Origin of the sequence: Pseudoduganella namucuonensis (genome assembly GCF_900116645.1) — a bacterium.
Lineage (GTDB): Bacteria > Pseudomonadota > Gammaproteobacteria > Burkholderiales > Burkholderiaceae_D > Rugamonas > Rugamonas namucuonensis.
In genome coordinates this window covers 1-19,049 of sequence record NZ_FPBO01000059.1, presented here as the reverse complement: position 1 = coordinate 19,049, position 19,049 = coordinate 1, and the positions used below count along the sequence as shown (strand labels likewise).

The window sequence follows — 19,049 nt, the reverse complement described above, 5'->3', positions numbered from 1 at the left end:
TAAGCCACACGCTTCCGCTTTTTGAAAGGTAGTTTCCTTGGATTCCCTCAGTAGGCATTTCGCAGGCCGCATCGTGTTCGACCATCTGCCCAAGACGGCCGGTACCGCCATCACCAACTGGTTTGTCGACAATCTTGGCGCTGGCAGCGTGACTCCAATCTCGGCCTTGGCGGGGCCGCACATCGATATCCTGTCCAAGTTTGGCGGCTTGTACCCGGTGGTTTCGGCGCACCTTGAATTCATGGACAACGACGACCTCGACCCACGCTGGCAGTACGTGACCTTGTTGCGCGAGCCGGTCGACCGTTGCCTGTCATGGATATACTACCTTGTCAATGATGTGAAAGAGGATCCGTACGCTGGTCCGTTGATCGACGGCGCCCGCCAATTCCTGGCATCGAACGGGCACAGCAGCAATGGTGCATTTCTGCATGCGATTTCGGGGCATTATGTTCGCCACTTCGCCTCCATCGCGAGCCCGATCGTATTGGAAGGCGAGGCGGCGTTTGCTGCGGCGATACGGCACTTGAAACGCTACGATGTGGTGGGTTTTCAGGAGAGGATGGACGACTTCCTCGCCGACGTGGCGACGCTAGTCGGCTTGCCGGCGCCACGTCAGATCAAGGTTGTAAACAAGACATCGACGCGCGTCACGGTTGATCAGACCCATCCCGACATCATCGCCCGCCTGCGCGACCTCAACCGGGACGACATCGCGCTGTACGAGGCGGCGCGCGCCATTCCCCGCCGTGCCGCGCCTAAGGTGAACTGGCTGAACCGCCTGGCGCGCTGTTTCGCCGCAGCGCCATCGGCCCCCGCCGCGTATCTGCCATACACCTGCACGGCGCTGGCGAAGGACATGACGACCCGTTTCCTGCGCTCCGAGGTGCTTACCGATTTGCGCGGCGAGGTGCGCTTCCGCGGTGCGCCGCAGACCGTGCGTCCGATGCAGCGCTTCTCGGTGCAGGTGACACTGGACAACCAGAGCGACCAGGTCTGGGGAGGCTACATCTTCTTTCCCGTGAACCTGTCCTACCATTGGGTGCTGCCGGACGGTACCGTAGCGGTGATGGATGGCGACCGCACGGCGATCGGCAAGAACGGCGTATCCTATCCGGGTACCTGCCTAGATCTGGACGTCGATGTCAAGGCGCCGCCGGCCGCAGGCCGCTACGAATTGCAGATCACCTGTGTCCAGGAACGGCATTTCTGGTTTGAGCATCGTAGCAGCCATTTCAAGCTGGGCCGCGTAGAAGTCTGGGTGAATTGAGAATGGGCCATAGGCGGCTTTCCAAGCCCCCTATGGCACGGAAGGGCTAGGCGGACTGCACTGTCCAGAGCCGGACCGCCACGCCGGCATTGATCGCTAGCGCCGCCGGTTGTTCCACAGCCTTGCGGAAAAAGAATCCCGCGTGGTCGAAGTCGGCCGGCGCATCGAGGTGCGCGGCCGTGTTCGCCGCCATTGCCAGTTCCGCCGCCTCCTGGAACAACGAATGGTGGATGCCGGTCCAGGCCCAAAGTTTCTTGCTGTCGACACCAGACTGGCGGGCCAGATCCAAGATCGCCGGCATCAGTTTTAGATGCCAGCGAGGGCGGTGCCGGCTCCAGCTGTTGTGGGCATTGCCGACGATCCCCTCCTCTTTGAACCAGTAGGCATCCGACTGCGCGAGCGCTTCCAGGATGTACTTGGTGGTTGGCACGCACTCGACCAAGTCGCCAAACGGCAAGCCGTCGAACGGATAGTTGAAGCAAGTGGCCAGCAGGTCAGCGCGGAACACAAGCGGATAGATCGCGGTAAACAAATTGTCATGTTCCGCCGCTGCCGTCCGGACCGGCACCACACCCGACGCCGACGCCTGAGGGGCCAGCCGGATGATCTCGTTGTGGAACTGCTGGGGACTGTCCTGCGGCGACAGACTGAAGCGGTGGTAGACCCCGAAATTGTGTATCAACATCGGAATCCCCCGATGCAGCGCGATGGCCTCGAGTGTGCGCCCGATGGCGCCCGGCGTGATGAAATCATCATCGCCAGTGAGCCAGATGTACTTAGCCAGCACCTTGGAGGAACATTCGCGTAGATTGCCCAGCATGCCGGTGTTCGCTGAATTGCAGAAATAGCTGAACTGCGGATGATGATGAAACGGCAGCAGTCGCTCGAAGGTGTCATCGGTCGAGGTATTGTCCACCACTACGCAGCGCACAGGCAATTGCTCGCGATCGATCATTTCCAACAACCAGCGCACATTCAACTCGACGAACGGACCGCGGTTGAACGTCGAGATTACAATGGCCAAGTCGGGCACGCTGCGTTGCGCATAAGGGGTGTGCATGGCCGCTTGCATGTAGGCGGACTCGGTGCGCGCCACGGCGTGGGCCGCCTGTCGGCGTGCGCTCAGTCCGATCAGGATGTCGCAGGCCGACGCCGCGTCCCGCAGGGCGACGACATGCGCCGGCAGCGCGTCGTCCAGGCTGCGGTCTTGCGCCGCCCGCACCAGGTTGTCCCGGCATTGGGCGCTGGCGACCAGCAGCAGGTCGGCCTGGGCCGCCAGTGCGAGGGTCTGGTCCGTGATGTCGTCCGGCATTACAGCCTCGGTCAACGCGACCACGATGCCGGCCTGGCCGGCCCGGCGCGCCTCCGCGATCAGGGGCGACACTGGCGCCAGTGTCGCGGCGTTGCCGCGCAGGCAATGCCAACTGAAGTCGGGCTGGGCATATATCCGACTGGACTTGGACCCGCTTAGCCACGCCGTCAGCGTCACGCGCATGGTGTCGAGGCTGTCCTGTGTCACCGCCGTGTGGGCGCGCATATGGTGCACCAAGCTGGCGGCGTAGTCGATCCAAGAGTAGGGCTGGCGTCGCTTGATCTGCTTGCGCAGGCGGGTGCGCAAGGCGCCATCCAAGCATAGAGTCAGCAGTCCCTGTAGCAGCGCGGCGTCATCGAGGACATCGACGGCGAGGCAGCCGCCGCCGCGCGCGATCTCTTCCATCGCGCCGAAATTGGCCGTCAGGCAGGGCACGCCGCGCCGCATGCTTTCCACGATGGGAAGGCCATAACCTTCGTGATAGGATGGGAACGCGCTGAACCAGGCCTGTTCGTACGCCGCCTCGATCACGCTGTCGGGGACGTACTGGTGGTAACGGATGTTGGGGTTGCGCGCCACCTCGGCCCACATCTCGTCGCTCGCGTCCGGATGCAGGGAGCCGAAAACGTCAACCTGCAGTTGGGCGAGGATGGGGTGCTCGGCGCGCGCCGCGTTCAAGACGCGCAGCAGGCGCGTTTGCTGCTTGCGGGGCTCCACGGTGCCTACCATGATCATCGACGGCAGTGCGTGCTCGACGCCGGGACTGCCATTCGACGTCTCGCCGCGGCGGAGCTCGCCGAGCGGGACAGCGATGGTCTTGCGCCCGATCAGCTCGACGGTGGGCGGGGGCAGGCCCGCCCCGTTGACGTAATAGTCGAGCAGGTCGGCTGCGGCGAACTCGGAAATGGCCAGGATTAGGTCGCTGCGCACTAGCTCATTGAGGTATTCCGCGTGGATTGGCCGCCCGTTCGCATATGCCGCCTCACGCACCGGGATTGCGTCATAGTATACGGTGGCGCTGCGCACGCCATAGGCGCGCGTCTGTGACAGAATGCGCGCGTAAACCTCGTTGCCGAGCGGGAGAAGATAGGGGAGTTCGGGAAATAGCAGCCAGGTGCGCTCGGGCGCCTCCAGCACGTCGCCGAAGCGGTAGCTGGCGCGGTGGCAGGCTGGATGGGGCAGGTAGCCATGGCCAGCGCCAAACAGCGCTTCCAAGTCGCGCGCGTCCAGAAAGCGCAGTTGGCCGTCGAACTTGTCCCATTTCACGAAACTTAACTCGACATGGTGTCCAAGTTCGATGGCCAGCTCGAATACCACGCGCTGAATGCCGGAGCGGGTGCCAGAGTTCAGGGTATGGTCGCAGAAGAAGAGCACGTGCAAAGGAGTGGAGGCGACGTGCGGCGCGGCGCTGAGGAGGGGCGATTTCATACTTTTAACCTACGGAAGGATTCATGGTTTCGGTCGATCAGACTGTTGGTCCAGCGGTCTTCGTAGACGCTGGCGCCCCAGCGGGCGGCGAAGTAGGCGTGCTCATTGCCGCGCAGGCGGCCGATGTGCGGCCGCGCCAAGCCGGGCTTGACCGATACTGATTCCATATGGAACAGGATGGCGCGGGTTTCGCACACGAGCCGCACGCCACTGTGCAGGGCCCGCAGCGATAGGTCCACATCCTGAAGATAGGTCGCCAGCAGCGGATCGAATCCGTTCAGCGCGACGAAGGTGGCCTTACTCATCAGCAGTGCGGCACCGGTCAGGCAGGCAACCTGACGCGGCGCGAACAGCATGAAGTTCGGCTCCGGCCCCATCATGCCGGCGAAACGTTGCGTGTGGCCCGCCACGTTGTTGAATCCCATGAACATGCCGGCGTGCTGGACGCGCTGATCGGGATAGAGCAGCAGCGGGCCGACGATGCAGCGGCCTGCCCCGGCACCGTGCAGGGTGTCCAGCATACGCGCCAGCCAGTCCTCCGTCACCGGGGCCATGTCGTCGTTCAGGAATAGCAGGTGGTCGCAGTTCGCCAGCCGCGCGCCCAGGTTGCATTGGGCCGAAAAGTTGAACGGCTGGTCATAGCAGACGATGCGCACGCGCGTATCCCGGCTCAATTCGTCGAGGTAGAGAATGGCCAGCGGATTGTCTGGACCGTTGGCCACGATGATTACCTCTGCCACCTGCGGGTTGTCCAGCAGGCGGGGCATGAGCTGGCGCAGTAGGTGCGTGGCGTTCTTGGTGCAGATCACCACGCTCACCGCCTCTGCCGTAGGCGCAGTCGGCGTGGCGGCGGTGCCGCGCGCCAGCGCCAGTTTGGCACGCTGGACACTGGCGCCGGTTTCGTTGATACACAGCAGCGGGATGGAGATATGGCGCCCCGCTGCTGCGACGGACGGGTGGCGCCAAGCGGCGCCTATCAGGCCGTGGACATCGACGTCGGGGCCGGACAGCAGTTCGGCGAGGGTATCGCCGCGCAGTGCGTAGCGTCCCATGCAATAATCGACGGCCATGCCGTGCACCGGGTCGGCGGCGTGTAGCAACACCGGCATGATCCGTCCGTCATCTCGCAAATACATATCGATGACGGTCAGCGGCGCGGTGAATGCGGCGAAAAACTTGAGGGCCATGTGCAGCTCTGCGCGCACCTCATCACCTGGGCGCAGGAACAGCGCAAGGTCGGTCCCGGTCATGGTGCCAGTTAGCTCCTCCAGTCGCGCTATTTGAGGCCAGCCCCGCTGCGCCAGTTGGGCCACGGAGGAGGGGGGAGGTGCGGCGCCAGGCGGCGCCAGCAGGACCGGGCGCACCGGGTATTCCGAGGCCTCGATTAAGTGGTCGAGAGAGCTCAGTGTCCGGTCCCATGGCTGCTCCACCGCCGCCGAGTTGCCATCGATAACCACCCATAGCGTCGCGTCCGGTGGCGGGGTGCCGTGCAGCATCAGCGGCGTCATCAAGTGTCGGTGCAGGACGCCGGCAAGGAACTCGAGCCAGGCCGGTTCGTCGATCGAGCAGCCATCGTCGAGCTCGATGGCCTCGAAGGCCGGCACGGTCGGGGCTGGCTGGGACGCTGGAGGTGGCGGGGCCGCCCATACAGGGGCGGGTTGGTGCGCGGCGAGGATCTCTCTCGCCCGTTCCGCCGCCCGTTGCAGCCGGGCAGCGTGCGCCGACTGCAGTTCGTCGAGCGAGGAATAAGGGCTTGGCAAGGTGGTCGTGTCCATGAATCGCTTTGTGTGAATGTATGTCGGGGAGTAGCCGCAGCGCCTACCTTGAGGCATGGCTGGCGAACCGGCCGCCCTGCCCGCTCAATGCAAAGTTGTCCCGTGCGTTGGGGCCATGGCTGAACGCGGTGCGCAAATGCCAGTGGCTGCGGGCCAGGTAGAAGCGGTCGATGCCGTTGGAGTACACTTCGCGGTAGCCGCGTGCCGCCAACTCTGCCTCCCACGCGGAGGTGCCGGTGACGCCGCCCTGCGTGTTCACCAGCACCACCCATGGGCGCCGAGGGCAGTCACCCCAGCCGGCCAGGGCCTCCGATTCAGCTCCCTCGACGGCGAGCCGCATCCAATGGATGGGGCCTGGCCGGCATTGCTGCAATACGCCGGCCAGGTCCAGCGCGGGGACGGCGGTTTCGCTTACGGTGTAGCCCGTCGCCTGGTAGTCCTCGGCCATGGCGCGCTGCGCCGTCGATTTTCCGTTAGCCTCCAGCACAACAAAGAATGGCGCGGATGCGGCGGCGGTGGCTACCATCGCGGCTAGCACCGGCTCATCCGGGCGGTCGGTGCGCAGCGCGGCTGTCTGCGCCGGAGCCGGCTCGACATGCAAGCCGCGCCAGCCGCGCTCATAGAAGCCGCGGCTGACGGAATCGGCGCGCGGATGGCCCGCGCCGACATCGACGTATTGGCCCTCCTCGATGTGGCCCAAGGCGCGCCACAGCATGACGTCCTCTAGGTTTTGCGCGTAGGACACAATGCCGGCGCAAGGTGGTGGCGGGCTCGCCGCCGCCAATTCTAGCGGCGCGTTCGCCGTCGCCAATTCGTGCGGCGCGCCCCGCTCCAGCGGTAGCGCGGCGGCGGCGTAGGCATCGGGCAGGCCCAGCCGGGCGAATTCCCGGGCGCAGCGCAATTGTGAAGCCGCAGGCGCGTCGCCTTCGACGCCAGTGATCGCAGCCTTGAAGTGGCTGAGCGCCTGGCGCGGGCGCCGCTGCAGCAGCGCTGCGCGGCCGAGCGTGTTGTACACGCCGCCGATCAGTAATTGCGCGACCAGTACCGGAGCCGCGCCCCAATCCTGAGCGCGGCGCAGCCAAAGGCGACCATTCATTTGGTCATGCAATTGCACATGAGCCATGCCTACGAGCAATGCCAAGCGCGCCCGTTCGGGGTGCTCGGCCAGCTGCTCCAGCCCGAGCCGCGTCAGTTCCTCCCAGTCGCCCAACTGCCATTGCAGGCGTGCAGCGTTGAGTAGTTCGGGGTCGAACGGCGCGCACGGCGGCGTGGGCGCGGGCGCCTCGTTCTGGGGCGCATTGGGTGCGGATGGGCGCGGGCGCCCGGCCAGCCAGTCGATCAACTTGGACAGCAAGGGGATTCGCGCAATACCGAGCAACGGTGCAGGAAGGCCGCGGCTCATAGCACGGCCGGGCGCAGGAAAACGTCCTTGATCAGCTCGATCTGGGCCTCTGCCTTGGCTACCTCCTCCGCCAATTGTTGGACCACGCGCTGACTTTCCTGCAACTCCGCCTCCCGCAAGGCCAGCAGTTCGCCACGCTCCAGTAGCTCGGAGCGCAATCGCCCGACCTGCATGGCAAGCTCATCCGTCTTCGCGGTCCGAGCGGACGTCAGCTCGTCCATCGCTGCGGTCAGCACGGCGATCTGCTCGTCCTTCTCCACGTGCTGTTCGCCGGCCTTGGCCAATTCCACCCGCAGCGCGGCCAGTTGTGCGCCGAGCTCGCCCCGCAGGGTGGCCAGCGCATTGATCTGCTCGTCCTTCTCCACGTGCTGTTCGCCGGCCTTGGCCAATTCCACCCGCAGCGCTTCCAGTTGTACGTCGAGCTCGCCCCGCAGGGTGGTCAGCGCGTTGATCTGCTCGTCCTTCTCCACGTGCTGTTCGCCGGCCTTGGCCAATTCCACCCGCAGCGCGGCCAGTTGTGCGTCGAGCTCGCCCCGCAGGGGGGCTAGCGCGTTGATCTGCTCGTCCTTCTCCACGTGCTGTTCGCCAGCCTTGGCCAATTCCACCCGCAGCGCGTCCAGTTGTGCGTCGAGCTCGTTCCGCAGGGTGGCCAGCGCGTTGATCTGCTCGTCCTTCTCCAAGTGCTGTTCGCCGGCCCTGGCCAGCTCCATCCGCAGCGCGTCCAGTTGCGCGTGGAGCTCGTTCCTCAGGGTGGTCAGCTCAGTGATCTGCTCGTCCTTCTCCTGATGCTGCTCGCCGGCTCTGGCCAGCGCTAGCCGAAGCGCGTCCAACTGCGCGCCAAGCTCGCCCCGCAGGGCGGCTAGCGTGATGATCTGCTCGTCCTTCTCCCGGTGTTGTTCGCCGGCCCTGGACAACTCCAGCCGCAGCGCGTCCAGTTGCGCGTCGAGCTCGCCCCGCATGGCGGTCAGCGCGGTGATCTGCTCGCCTTTTTCCCGGTGTTGCTCGGCTGCCTCGGCCAAGTTGCGTCGCAGCTCTTCCTCAAGGGCAGCGATCTGTTTATCCTTGGCTTGATGCGCGGCGGCGGCGGACAGCAATTCCTGGTCGCGTTGCTGCAGCATGGCCGCCTGCTCACCGAGCTGTTGTTCGCGTGCGGCCGCTTGCTGTGCCGCGTCGCTCAGCGCGCGCGCGCCGGCCGACCGCAATTGCTCCAAGCGCGCGCATTCTGCCATCACGCGAGTCAGGCTGCCCTGGCAGGCGCGCAGGGTCGGCTCTAGGCCGGCCGGCTCGCCGCTTGCTGGCGGCCAGACGTGTGCGCCGGATAGTGCTCCGGGCGGCGGTTTAGGCATCGTCGCCAGTGCGTCGTACAGGTCGTTCAGGCCTTGTTCCACTGTGCGTGCAAGCAGCTCTGCGCTGTCCTGCGCCTGCCGAGCCGACGCCAGCGAGGCCGCCAGGTCGGCCAGTTCGCCTGCCGTCGCCTGCCGCGCCTGATCGGCGGCGGCGTATTCATTGGCTTGCAGCGCCAGTTGATGCTGTTGCTGGGCGATTTGGGCACGGAGCTCGTCATCGGCTTGCAGGCTGCGCGACCAGTCACGCACGAACCAAGCGTCGCCAACGGCGGGCTGGTTGCCCGCGCTGACGCCGATCTGGCGGAATCCCCGGGCGGCCAGCGCGCTGGCAAGGTTGTCGCGTCGCCAAGCCGGTGGTGTGTCGGAGGCCGGTTCGAGTACGCAGCGGGCTTGGACGAAGGTGCACTGGTCGAGCAGCGCGCCCGCCCCCTCCAGGATCGGCAGGCTTGGCAAACAATCAATGAGCAGCCACATGGGACCTGCGAAGCGCGCGTCCCAGGCGCTGGCGACAAGCCGGTCGAGCCGTTCCGTCACCAAGTTGTCAATCTCGCGTGCGAACAAGCCGGGCCAGAACGGGACCAGCAGCTCTGGCGCCGCCAGTCCATCCTCGCCGGGATTGTTGGCGCGATAGAACGGTTGGGCGGTATGGTGATCCGACACCGCTGCGGCACGCACCTGCCAGCCCGGCTTGTGCGCCGCCGCCGCGTGGGCCCAGGCCAGGCGCTCGGCGTCCGGGTCGATCAGCAGTACGCGCTCGATGGGCCATTCGTGCCAAACGTGCTTGGGGCCGCGGCCATGGCCGGCCCCGACATGAACCAACAGGCTGGGCGGCATAAGCTGGTACAACGAGGACAGTGACAACTCTGGAGTCATGGGCAATTCAGGTAATTCATGAGGTAGCATCACAGCTCCGACGTCACAAGCAAGGGGAGATTCTTGGTGGGTTGTTGTTCAGCCGTCACGCCTAGTGCCGTGGTGGCGATCGCGGCGATCATCGCCACCACCGGGTGCCAGGCCGCCCACGGACGGGTGGCGCGGGCGCCGTCGGCCTCGAGCCGGCGCAGCCAATCTGGCAAAGCGGCGGCCAGCGCCAGCATCAGCGCCTGATCCGTCTGGCACAGGCGCGACCAGACGCCAAGGTCGACTGCATCCGGCAGGGCGAAGCGCAACTCGAACTTGGGGCCGTGGGCATCGACCGACTCGGCGAACCAGCTCGCCAGTGGATGTCCGTCGGCCAGGGGCGGGAACTCAAGCCGTGGATGGCTGCCGAAGCCCTGGCTGTCGATGGCGGCGCAGGCGAGGCGGATCGGAAAGCGGGGATAGACGGTCGTGCCGTACATGAATTGCTCGAGTACCAGCGTCAACGCCTCATACTCGTGCTGCTGCTGTGTGGCTTCGAGACGGATGCCGTCGACGCGTATCACCGCCGGGAACTGCTCGACAAATGCGCGCAGGCGGCCAGCCGCGCGCTCGAGCGCCGGCAATTGGTCGGCCGCGACGGCGAGCGCCTCGGGGCCGGCAGACGCGCGGAGAGAACTGAAGAGCGTCGCCAGGCGCCGCAGCAGTTGCCAGTCGCTGGTACCGAGGCAGAGCAGAGTCATCAGCCTTTCGGCTTGGTCCGTGCCGCCGAAGACCGGCAGGATTAATACCTGTTCGCGCCCGGACGCGACAGGCCATAGACGCAAGCCGTCGCCCTGCCGGAACTGAAGGCCGAGCATACCGTCCTCCATGCTCGTGACGACGTTCAATTCAGGGTAGTGTTGCGCGCCGAACTGGGCATCCACGAAACGCCAGCGGATCCGCCCCCCCCCCAAGTGTTCGGCAGTGACATGGGCCGCGTCGTAAAGCGCTGGGAATTGCCCGCTGGCACGTTCCCAGCGCTGCTGCGCCGCGTGCACGCCCGCTTGGGCCGCCAGCAGTTGACGGAAATGCGTGGCGCTCTCAGCCTGCAAGTCCTCAATCTCCTGCAGCAGATAGCCATGGTGCTCCGCGCTGGCGGCTTGCAGGGCGGCCACTCTGTCTTCGGCGGCGCGGCAGACCTGGTCCAGGATCTCCACTCGCGCTTGTGACTGGGCCAGGCTGGCGCGAAGTTCGTTCGAGGGTGCGCGCGTGGCCAGCTCGGCCAGTTCAGTTTCTGCTCGGGCCAGAGCTGCGGTCAGGGCTTGACCGCGCCGGAAGTGAGTTTCGCTCTCGTTCAGACTGGCCTTTAGGCTGTCGAGCAGGTCAACCACCCCGGCATGGCATTGTGCGAAGTCCTGTTCGCGCCGCTCGCTCAGCGCGGTGGCCAGTTGCCGTGCCTCGTCAGCCGCCGCCGCGCTCGCTGCCAGCTGTTCAGATAAGGCGCCCAGTTCGCGGTCGCGCGTGGACAATTGCGCTTGGACCTGGGCCAACTGGCGTTCTAGCGCTGTGCTGCGGCTGATGCGCAGTTGCGTCTCACGCTCCGCCGCCGCCGCGCGCTGCTGCGCCTGCTGGCAGCTGGCCTCGGCCGCGCGCAGGCGCGCCGCATCCTCGGCGCGCTCACGCGCCAGCGATCGTTGCTCCTCCTGGAAATGCGCTAGCGCCGAGGCGAGCAGGTCAGGCTGCCGCGCCGCCGGTCCTGACCGTGGCGCACCCAACTGCAGCGCAGTCGCCGCAATCTCGTCTTCCAATTCGGCGATCTCGCCATAGCGGGCCACGGCGGTGTGCGCCAGGTAGGCGGCTAGCGGCGAGCCGTGGCTGGCCGCAACCGGGCCGGGCCGCCGCAGCGACAGTTGCCAGCGGCGGCCGAGCTCGTCGATCAGACCATCGGCGTTGCCACGCCAGTCACTATCCAGGAACAGCACGCTGCGCGCGCGATGGCGGTGATGGAAACGTAACAGAGTTTCGTGATAGTGCCGCCAAGTCGTCAGCAATTCGCCGGCGTCGGCGCCTGCTTCGGGGGCTTGCAGCGCGCGGGCCAGGAAATCGGCGGCCGACACGCACGGCAGCACGAAGTGCATCTCGTGGTCGAAGTCGGCCCAGAAATCGAGCAGCCACGTGGCGTCGCTGTGCGACCAGACCCATGCTGGCGAGCCGAGGTTGGCCAGCCAAATGTCGGTGGCCAAGCGTTCCCACGGCACACCCGGCCCGCCCTCGCTGCCGTGCGGCGAGGCCTGCAAGGCTCGCTGCGATAACACTTGGCTGTGCCAGCGTTGCAGATCCAGGCCGCCGGCACCGGCGGCGCGCTTAGGCGCGGCCAGCCCAGCCGTGCGCAAGACTTGCTCGATCGCGTCAAGGTCCACGTGCGGCGCGCCCGCGACGCACACGCACAGGCCGCGCCCCGGCGATTGCGTTTCGGACGTCAGCATGGAACGCGTGCCTTGAGCAGGGGGAGGGGAACCAGAGGGGGCGGCGAAGTACGGTCCATCGCAAAGCGTGGCATGTGTGGTGAATTCACTGGAAGTCCAAATGCTGCTATTAAAATACTAACCATGATAACGCAAAGTTAATGGCAGACAAAGCCGGGTGCGCGCCGCAACCGCGCGGCCGACGCTGACCATGATAGCGTATGGGCGCTACCACTGGCCAGAACCATTTTGGCCGCTTGTCAGATCGAACTCCCCCCAGTAGACTGATGGACCCCTCGCGGGGCGATCCTTTTTGAGAGCCTGAAGATGAGAAGCACCTTTACTGAGGATTTCGCCGGCCAGCTAGCTTGGTTGCTTCGGCCCGATCTGCGCGGCAGCACCGTCGCGGGACCGGATGCCGCATTTCGCGCTTGGTGGCTGCTGACGGGCAGGCAATCCTACCCCGCTTGGCGCGACCACCCCTGTGATCCAAGTCCCGCGCTGTTCGCCCCCCTGTCCGATGCGCCGGGCGGTAGCCGCTTCGGTATGAACTACTTGCTGCATAGCTTGGTCGAACACCGGCCTGATATCCGCGCAATGTTGGCTGACGGCGATGCTGAGTCCGTCGATCAGGCTATGGCCTGGCTGTTCGCGCATGGTTTGCGCGAGCATGGACTGCTGGATGCGGTCGATGCCGACACCCGCGCCGCGCTCGATGCGCCGGCCGACTGCCTGCTGGCGCACACGCATGGCGTGGCCGACGAGGCCGAGATGGTTCCAACCTGGCTGATGTACTTTGTCTGGCGTAGCGACGCCGCACTGCGCGCGCGCTATGACTTGCGCCAAGCTGCGGCGTGGCCAGCGTACCGGACCTGGTTCCTGCTGGAGGGCGTCGGAGCCCTGCAATTGGCGCCTCTCGTCGGTCCGCGCTGGCGGGACTGGCTGTGGGCACCGTCGGCAGGCGCCAACGGCGCGCCTGTCGCTGTGCCGCGCTGGGCCTGGTTGGCCTGGTGTGCCCGCCGTGACCTGCAGCAAGCCTTTGACTTGGCGACGCGGCAGGGGGGGGACGAATTGAGGCGGTGGGCCCGGGCCGCGCCCGCTGTCGAGGCTGGGTTGGCGTGGCTGGCGCCTCCGCCCTGCGCGCCGACCGCCCGCGTACAAGGTGCCGCGCCGTTGCGGGCGTTTGGGGTGAACCTGATCGGCTTCGCCTTCGGCGACATGGGCGTGGGCGAGGACGTCAGGATGGCGGTGCGGGCTTGCGAGTTGGCCGGCATCCCGTTCGCAGTGCTCAATCTCGATCCTGGTGCCGGCCACAGTCAGGGCGACCGCACCCTAGTCGGCAAGGTGGGCGAGCAGGGTGGTGTCAGCGAACGCGCTCCTTTTGCGGTCAACGTGTTTTGCTTGACCGCCATCGATACTGCCCGCGCGCTGCTCGAATTCGGCCCAGCCCTGTTTGCTGGCCGCGTCAACGTGGGGTGGTGGCCATGGGAGTTGACGGTGTGGCCGGCACAACTGGCGCCGACCTTACGCCTAGTCGACGAGATTTGGTCGTCCAGTCGCTTCACTCGCGACGCCATGCAGGCGGCAGCGCGTGGTGCGCCGGCGGTGTCCTGGATGCCGTTGCCGGCAGTGGTCGACCTGGCCGGAGCCGGCGCGTTCGATGAACTGGATGTGCCGCCCGATTGCGCGGTCTTCCTATTCATCTTCGACTACCGCTCGTCGCTGGCACGCAAGAATCCACAAGCTGTGGTTGACGCGTTCAGGCTTGCATTCGGACCGGACGACGCGGGCGTGGTGCTTGTGTTGAAGGCGATGAACGTCGATCTGGGCGATGCGTTGTGGCAGGCGCTGGTGCGGCGTGTCGCCGGTGACTCCCGCATCCGTATCGTCATGGGCACGCTGCCCCGGGTGGATGTGCTGCGCCTAGTGCAGGCCTGCGATGTCTATGTCTCACTGCATCGCGCCGAAGGCTTTGGCCGTACGTTGGCCGAGGCGCTGTTGATGGGCAAGCCAGTGGTGGCGACCGACTTTTCCGGTAGTCGCGACTTTCTGCTGGCGACGACCGGATTCCCGGTGCGCTGGCGCCGTACCGAGGTAGGGCCGGGCGAATATCCCTTCGTGGCGGGCGGGGACGCGGCTTGGTGGGCGGAGCCCGACCTTGACCATGCGGCCGAACAACTCCGGCTGGCGCGCAAAGCAATCCCCGACCCGGCCCGCGCCGCGCGCGTGCGGGCGGCTGCGGCGGTCAGCTTTTCGCCGCAGCGTATCGGTCAACTGATGCGGGCCCGCTTGATGACGATTACGCCGGCCGGGCCGGAGTGACGGTGCCGCCGCGGCAGTCCTGCGCGGCGGCCAGTAAGGTGCCGGCTCCTGGGCGAAACCGAGCAAGTCCGGCGCCGCAGTTATTTCCCAATAAGTTGGCCTTAACCAAGGCCCATATAGTTCAGGCGGTCCGGCGGCCTGGTCTGCGACGTTCATCTGGGTGGAGTCGCCGGCCACAAACTGGCCCGGGCCGGCCGGATCGGCAATTTCACGGGGATCTCTTCGGCGTACGAGGCCGATGGCACCCGTCGCCGTGGTTGCGACGGGATGGTTGACAGGGAAACGGGCTGTCGAACCGGTCCTGGCTCTGCTGCGCGCGAGCTGGGGGATTTCCTGGAAATTGGTTAATCAATGTGTCATGATGTGAACTTGATAAACTTCCCGATACTCCACTGCGCTCGAGCGATCGAGTCCATCTTGATTGCGGGTTCAGCTCCACGACGGCGCCCGCCGTATCCGACCCCGTACTTTCCGTCCGTCGCCCTGCGTTGTCGCGGGTCCATACAATCAGCGACGCGGGCGGAGCGGAGGATGGCAAAGCGTGCCGTGCGAGCCAGATTCAATACGCATCGTTCCAGCGAGACTTTGATCAAGGCGGATACAAATATGGAGAGGAAACCATCCCAGTATGGATTGCTGCGGCGCTTTGTGCATGGTTTGGTCGGTGGCGTGGCGGGCGCGTCGGCCGCCTCCGTCGCGCAGAGCGAGCCGCCCGCCGCGCCTTACGACGCTGGCCTGCTGAGCAAGGCTCAATTGCTGTGGCGGGAGGGCGACTGGATAGGTTTGGTCGCCATGGAACAGGCGTCGCTGCAGCATCATCCTGAGCGCGCCATGCTGGCCTTGCTGATCGCGACGGCGCATCAGCAAATGAACTCGCCACAGGTGGCGGCGCAGTTTGTCCGACTGGCCTGCGATTGGGGATGTAGCGGGGCGCAGCTGGCGCAGGTTTTAATCGCAGGCGTTCACCACACTTTGGGCCGGGGCGAGTTGTTGCTGCAGAACGAACGCAAAGCGTGCACTCATTTCGCGCTAGCGGCCCAGGCGGGGGCGGACAGATCAATCGCCGGCCGTAGCCGGGCCGCGATTGAGCAAGATCGGATCGCGCGCGCCGCCGCCATGCATCCGCGTTCGGCAGCAACTGTGGCCGCCGTACCTGCGCCACCGGACGAGCCGTTCGCGCCGCCGGAACTGTTTTCTGAGGGGATCGTCTCCTATGCACAGAATTTCGAGGATGTCATGCTGTGGCGCGCGCTGCGGCGCGTCGACAACGGTTGCTATATCGACGTTGGCGCCTTCCATCCCGTGCACGATTCGGTGAGCAGGGGGTTTTATGAAAAGGGGTGGCGGGGCATCCATGTGGAAGCCAATCCCGCCTTTGCCGCATTGCTGAGGGAGGACCGGCCCGATGAGACGGTGATGCAGGTGGCGGTCGCGGCTACGAAGGGATCGATGAGGTTTTTCGAGTTCCAGGATTTTCCCAGCGAGTCGACTGGAAACGAGCGCCATGCGCTTATCCGCCGGGAGCAGGGGGCACGCATAAACGAGCTCGATGTGCCCTGTATTACGCTGGCCGATGTATTCGCTCAAGCGCAGGGGCGCGAAGTCCATTGGCTCAAGATCGACGTCGAGCGCATGGAACGGGAGGTTCTGGCTGGCTGGGGCGGGACTTTGATGCCCTGGATCGTGGTGGTCGAAAGCGCGCTGCCGCATTCCAAAATTGAAAATTTTCTTGAGTGGGAATATCTGTTGACCGGCCGAGGTTATAAAAATGTATATTTCGATGGGTTGAACCGTTATTATGTCTCGCCGCTGCATGCCGATCTAGGGGCGCTGTTTCTGAGTGGTCCGAACCTGTTTGATAATTTCAGGCTTAGCGGCACCGGTGGCCCCTACAGTGAGTTGGTGAATGGCCGACACCGGCAGCGCGAAGCCAGCCTGGTGGACGAGATCGACCGGCTGAAAGAGCAATTGGCCGCCAGTGGCCCGCCGGCGGATCGGTGAGCGCCGTGACCGCAGTCGGCGCATATGTGGATGCGCCGGCCTCATTCTTGGATGTAGGGGCCGGAATGCTGGTGGTCCGCCACAATCTCCGGTAAGCTATCGGGGTAGACTAGCCACTCCGCATACCTTCGGGCATGCATTTTTTTGGACGATGGACGTTGTATTTGATAATTGTGTTTGTATTGGAGTGAATTAATGGGTTCATATAAGAAAATCGAGCGTTGCCGCGTGGCGGACAGTGATCACTTGGTGTCCGTTCTTGATTTGGGGCAACAAGCCTTGACTGGTGTATTCCCCCGCAGTGCTACGGAAGAGGTGACGGTGGGACCACTGGAGCTCGTTTGGTGTCCCGACAGTGGCCTGTTGCAGCTCCGGCATTCTTACGACGCCGAAGAAATGTATGGCGAAAACTACGGTTACCGGTCTGGTTTGAACCAGTCGATGGTCGACCATTTGACCAACAAGGTCGCCTATCTGGAGCGCTTGGTGGTGCCGCGTGAAGGCGACGTGGTCGTTGATATCGGCAGTAACGACGCAACCACGCTGAAGGCCTATAGCACCAGGGGCATCCGCCGTATCGGCATTGATCCGACCGGCGTGAAATTCAAGCAGTATTATCCCGCCGATGTTGATCTGATTCCGGACTTCTTCTCGGCCGACGCCTATCGCGCCATTGAGCAGCGCCCCGCGCGCATCGTTACTTCGATCGCCATGTTTTATGACTTGGAGTCGCCGATTAAATTCGCGCAGCAGGTCGAATCCATCCTTGCCGATGACGGCGTATGGCACTTCGAGCAAAGTTATATGCCGTCGATGCTGCGGACCAATTCCTACGACACGATTTGCCACGAACACCTCGAATATTATTCGCTGGGTGTGGTGAAGAAGATTTTGGACGCGGCTGGTTTGCGCATCGTCGATGTGGTGATGAATTCTGTCAACGGTGGCAGCTTCGCCGTCACTGCTGCCCGTAAATCGAACACTTCGGTACCGTCGAATCAGCCGGTGGTTGCTTGGCTGCTCGAGCAGGAAGATAAAATGGGCTTGAACACACCGCGCCCGTATCGCGAGTTCGAGGAGCGGGTATTCCGCCATCGCGACGATCTGGTTCGTCTGATTCGCGCATTGAATGCGGACGGAAAGACCGTGTTGGGTTACGGCGCTTCGACCAAAGGGAACGTGCTGTTGCAATTCTGCGGCTTTACCAAGGAAGACTTGCCGGCGATTGCAGAAGTCAATCCGGAGAAATTTGGACGCCTGACGCCGGGCACCCATATCTCCATCATTTCCGAGGCCGAGGCCCGTGCGATGAAACCGGATTATTTCCTAGTGCTGCCTTGGCATTTCAAGGATGGCATTCTGCGTCGCGAAAAGGAATACCTGTCGGCTGGTGGGAAATTCATTTTTCCGTTCCCGGAAATTGAAATTGTATAAGGCGGCAATGCCTGTCGGTTAAACAATGGCCCGCAAGGGTCGTTCAGGCTGCTGACGGACCTCGTCTTTCGCGAAGACGGGGTTTTTATTCATTAGGCGGACGAGTTGAGGGGCTGCGCAACGCTGCCCAAAGCTCGGATGTGGAGCCGCGCGGAAAGAGTCATTCTTGGAGGTGCTCAATAAGTGCCTGAGCGCGAACACGGAGAGCAAGAAATAGGCTGTGCCCGCTCCAGCAGGCGCCATCTTCTTCTTGTTTTGATATGCGGCCGCCAGTAAGGCTTGCGCGTTTACTTAGCCAAACTATGGAAACGGCGCGGCGATGTTCTTGGGGCTCCTTGCATCTGCACTTTCCTTTCAATGCCGCTAGACAATGTCGGGTCACAATCTTGATTCCGCTTTGGGCTCGAGCAACTGTATCTTGGATGGGCAACCGGCGCATTGGCTCGCCTTGGAGGGGTGTTCCTGATAACTGATGCGATTGCTGGTGCTGCAGGCAAGGAAGTGGCCGTTCGGGGAACATAGCCGTCACGCTGGGAGTCGTGGACGTATTCGCGTCTGTAGAAATATTCGTCCTTGAGATTCGGTCTGTGGTAGCCGATCTCACCATAAATGTCGCGTTCGACCAAGCCTTTGCAAATGTGCGACGTGCAGTACCCGGAATCGAGTTCGTCCGATGTAGAAATCGAAACGCTCGCGCACGCGGTCCAGTAGTCCGAGGTAAAAGAAGCCGATCGGCTTGCCATCGCAGACCATATGGCCGGCATCTAGATCCACTAGGTTGACTTTGGTTTCCTTCTGTGCCGGACCGGGGCTGTGCCGGTGGCCGTTTTGGGCGCAGTACAAGTGTGCCGTACGCTCATGGATAAAACCAACGCTGATGCGGCAGTCGATCAAACGTAGCAGATGATATTTCGGAACCAGCTGTTCCGGAGTGACTATCTCCAGTTCGTGCGGGAAAGGGACAGGTGTTTTGTACATCCTCCATTAAACCAAAAGCCCTCATCAATGTAACGAGGGCTTTGGAGTTTGCCTGCGGTTGATGGCCCGCAAGGGCCATTGTTTTTCTGTGCATCAGGTGGAACTCGCGCGGCGGCGATGCGTTCAGGCGCGCCGGTAAATATCCTCGAAACGGACGATGTCGTCCTCGCCCAGGTAGCCGCCGGACTGGACCTCGATCAGGTGCAGCGGCAGTTTGCCCGGGTTCTCCAGGCGGTGGGTCATGCCGATGGGGATGTAGGTCGATTCGTTCTCCGTCAGCAAGGTCACCTTCTCGCCGCAGGTCACGCGCGCGGTGCCGCTGACCACGATCCAGTGCTCGGCGCGGTGGTGGTGCATCTGCAGCGACAGCTTGCCGCCCGGGTTGACGGTGATGCGCTTGACCTGGAAGCGCTCGCCGACGTCGATGCCCTCGTAGCAGCCCCATGGACGGTACACCTTGGTGTGGTGCAGGTGCT

At 64.0% G+C, this 19,049-nt stretch carries 10 protein-coding genes and 1 pseudogene; 4 read left to right on the top strand and 7 right to left on the bottom strand.

Annotated features, from left to right (window positions below; all coding sequences use genetic code 11):
* Positions 1–73: 73 nt before the first annotated feature.
* On the top strand, positions 74–1,270 hold the full coding sequence (locus BM436_RS33980; protein ID WP_177307777.1) for a sulfotransferase family 2 domain-containing protein: 1,197 nt from the start codon (positions 74–76) through the stop codon (positions 1,268–1,270).
* A 46-nt stretch (positions 1,271–1,316) separates the two neighbouring features.
* Here the strand turns inward: BM436_RS33980 and BM436_RS33975 are convergent, their stop codons facing one another.
* The 5 genes from BM436_RS33975 to BM436_RS33955 are packed head-to-tail and all read right to left on the bottom strand — an operon-like array spanning position 1,317 to position 11,859.
* Positions 1,317–4,010 (bottom strand): glycosyltransferase, encoded by a 2,694-nt coding sequence (locus BM436_RS33975; protein WP_093561217.1) that lies wholly within the window; start codon positions 4,008–4,010, stop codon positions 1,317–1,319.
* Complete coding sequence (locus BM436_RS33970; RefSeq protein WP_143133456.1) at positions 4,007–5,785, bottom strand: glycosyltransferase family 2 protein; 1,779 nt, start codon at positions 5,783–5,785, stop codon at positions 4,007–4,009. Before BM436_RS33970 ends, BM436_RS33975 begins: the two co-directional genes overlap by 4 nt.
* A gap of 43 nt (positions 5,786–5,828) precedes the next feature.
* Positions 5,829–7,139, bottom strand: coding sequence for an FkbM family methyltransferase (locus BM436_RS33965; protein ID WP_177307775.1), 1,311 nt, complete (start codon positions 7,137–7,139; stop codon positions 5,829–5,831).
* Positions 7,140–7,183: 44 nt separating this feature from the next.
* A complete protein-coding gene (locus BM436_RS33960) occupies positions 7,184–9,406 on the bottom strand; it encodes a coiled-coil domain-containing protein (protein ID WP_093561211.1) in 2,223 nt (740 codons plus the stop codon).
* 29 nt (positions 9,407–9,435) lie between these two features.
* Entirely contained in the window at positions 9,436–11,859 is a 2,424-nt protein-coding gene (locus tag BM436_RS33955) for a coiled-coil domain-containing protein (RefSeq protein ID WP_093561209.1), read from the bottom strand.
* 306 nt (positions 11,860–12,165) lie between these two features.
* Between BM436_RS33955 and BM436_RS33950 the strand changes: the two genes are divergently transcribed.
* The 3 genes from BM436_RS33950 (at position 12,166) to BM436_RS33940 (ending at position 17,595) form a co-directional block, all read left to right on the top strand.
* Complete coding sequence (locus BM436_RS33950) at positions 12,166–14,160, top strand: glycosyltransferase (RefSeq protein WP_093561207.1); 1,995 nt, start codon at positions 12,166–12,168, stop codon at positions 14,158–14,160.
* Positions 14,161–14,691: 531 nt separating this feature from the next.
* Positions 14,692–16,161, top strand: coding sequence for an FkbM family methyltransferase (locus BM436_RS33945; RefSeq protein ID WP_177307773.1), 1,470 nt, complete (start codon positions 14,692–14,694; stop codon positions 16,159–16,161).
* A 195-nt stretch (positions 16,162–16,356) separates the two neighbouring features.
* Positions 16,357–17,595, top strand: coding sequence for a class I SAM-dependent methyltransferase (locus tag BM436_RS33940; protein WP_093561203.1), 1,239 nt, complete (start codon positions 16,357–16,359; stop codon positions 17,593–17,595).
* Between the two features lie 822 nt (positions 17,596–18,417).
* Here BM436_RS33940 and BM436_RS38810 read toward each other — a convergent pair.
* A pseudogene (locus BM436_RS38810) lies at positions 18,418–18,573 on the bottom strand (IS5/IS1182 family transposase); the annotation flags it as partial.
* A 123-nt stretch (positions 18,574–18,696) separates the two neighbouring features.
* Positions 18,697–19,049, bottom strand: a 353-nt coding sequence (locus BM436_RS33935) for a cupin domain-containing protein (protein WP_143133454.1), incomplete at its 5' end; no start/stop codon positions are given.

Bases quoted from the DNA above. Each gene is read 5' to 3' on its own strand.
- BM436_RS33945 (WP_177307773.1), top strand. From the start codon at position 14,692: ATGGCAAAGCGTGCCGTGCGAGCCAGATTCAATACGCATCGTTCCAGC.
- BM436_RS33955 (WP_093561209.1), bottom strand. From the start codon at position 11,859: ATGCTGACGTCCGAAACGCAATCGCCGGGGCGCGGCCTGTGCGTGTGC.
- BM436_RS33975 (WP_093561217.1), bottom strand. From the start codon at position 4,010: ATGAAATCGCCCCTCCTCAGCGCCGCGCCGCACGTCGCCTCCACTCCT.
- BM436_RS33940 (WP_093561203.1), top strand. From the start codon at position 16,357: ATGGGTTCATATAAGAAAATCGAGCGTTGCCGCGTGGCGGACAGTGAT.
- BM436_RS33950 (WP_093561207.1), top strand. From the start codon at position 12,166: ATGAGAAGCACCTTTACTGAGGATTTCGCCGGCCAGCTAGCTTGGTTG.
- BM436_RS33970 (WP_143133456.1), bottom strand. From the start codon at position 5,785: ATGGACACGACCACCTTGCCAAGCCCTTATTCCTCGCTCGACGAACTG.
- BM436_RS33960 (WP_093561211.1), bottom strand. From the start codon at position 9,406: ATGACTCCAGAGTTGTCACTGTCCTCGTTGTACCAGCTTATGCCGCCC.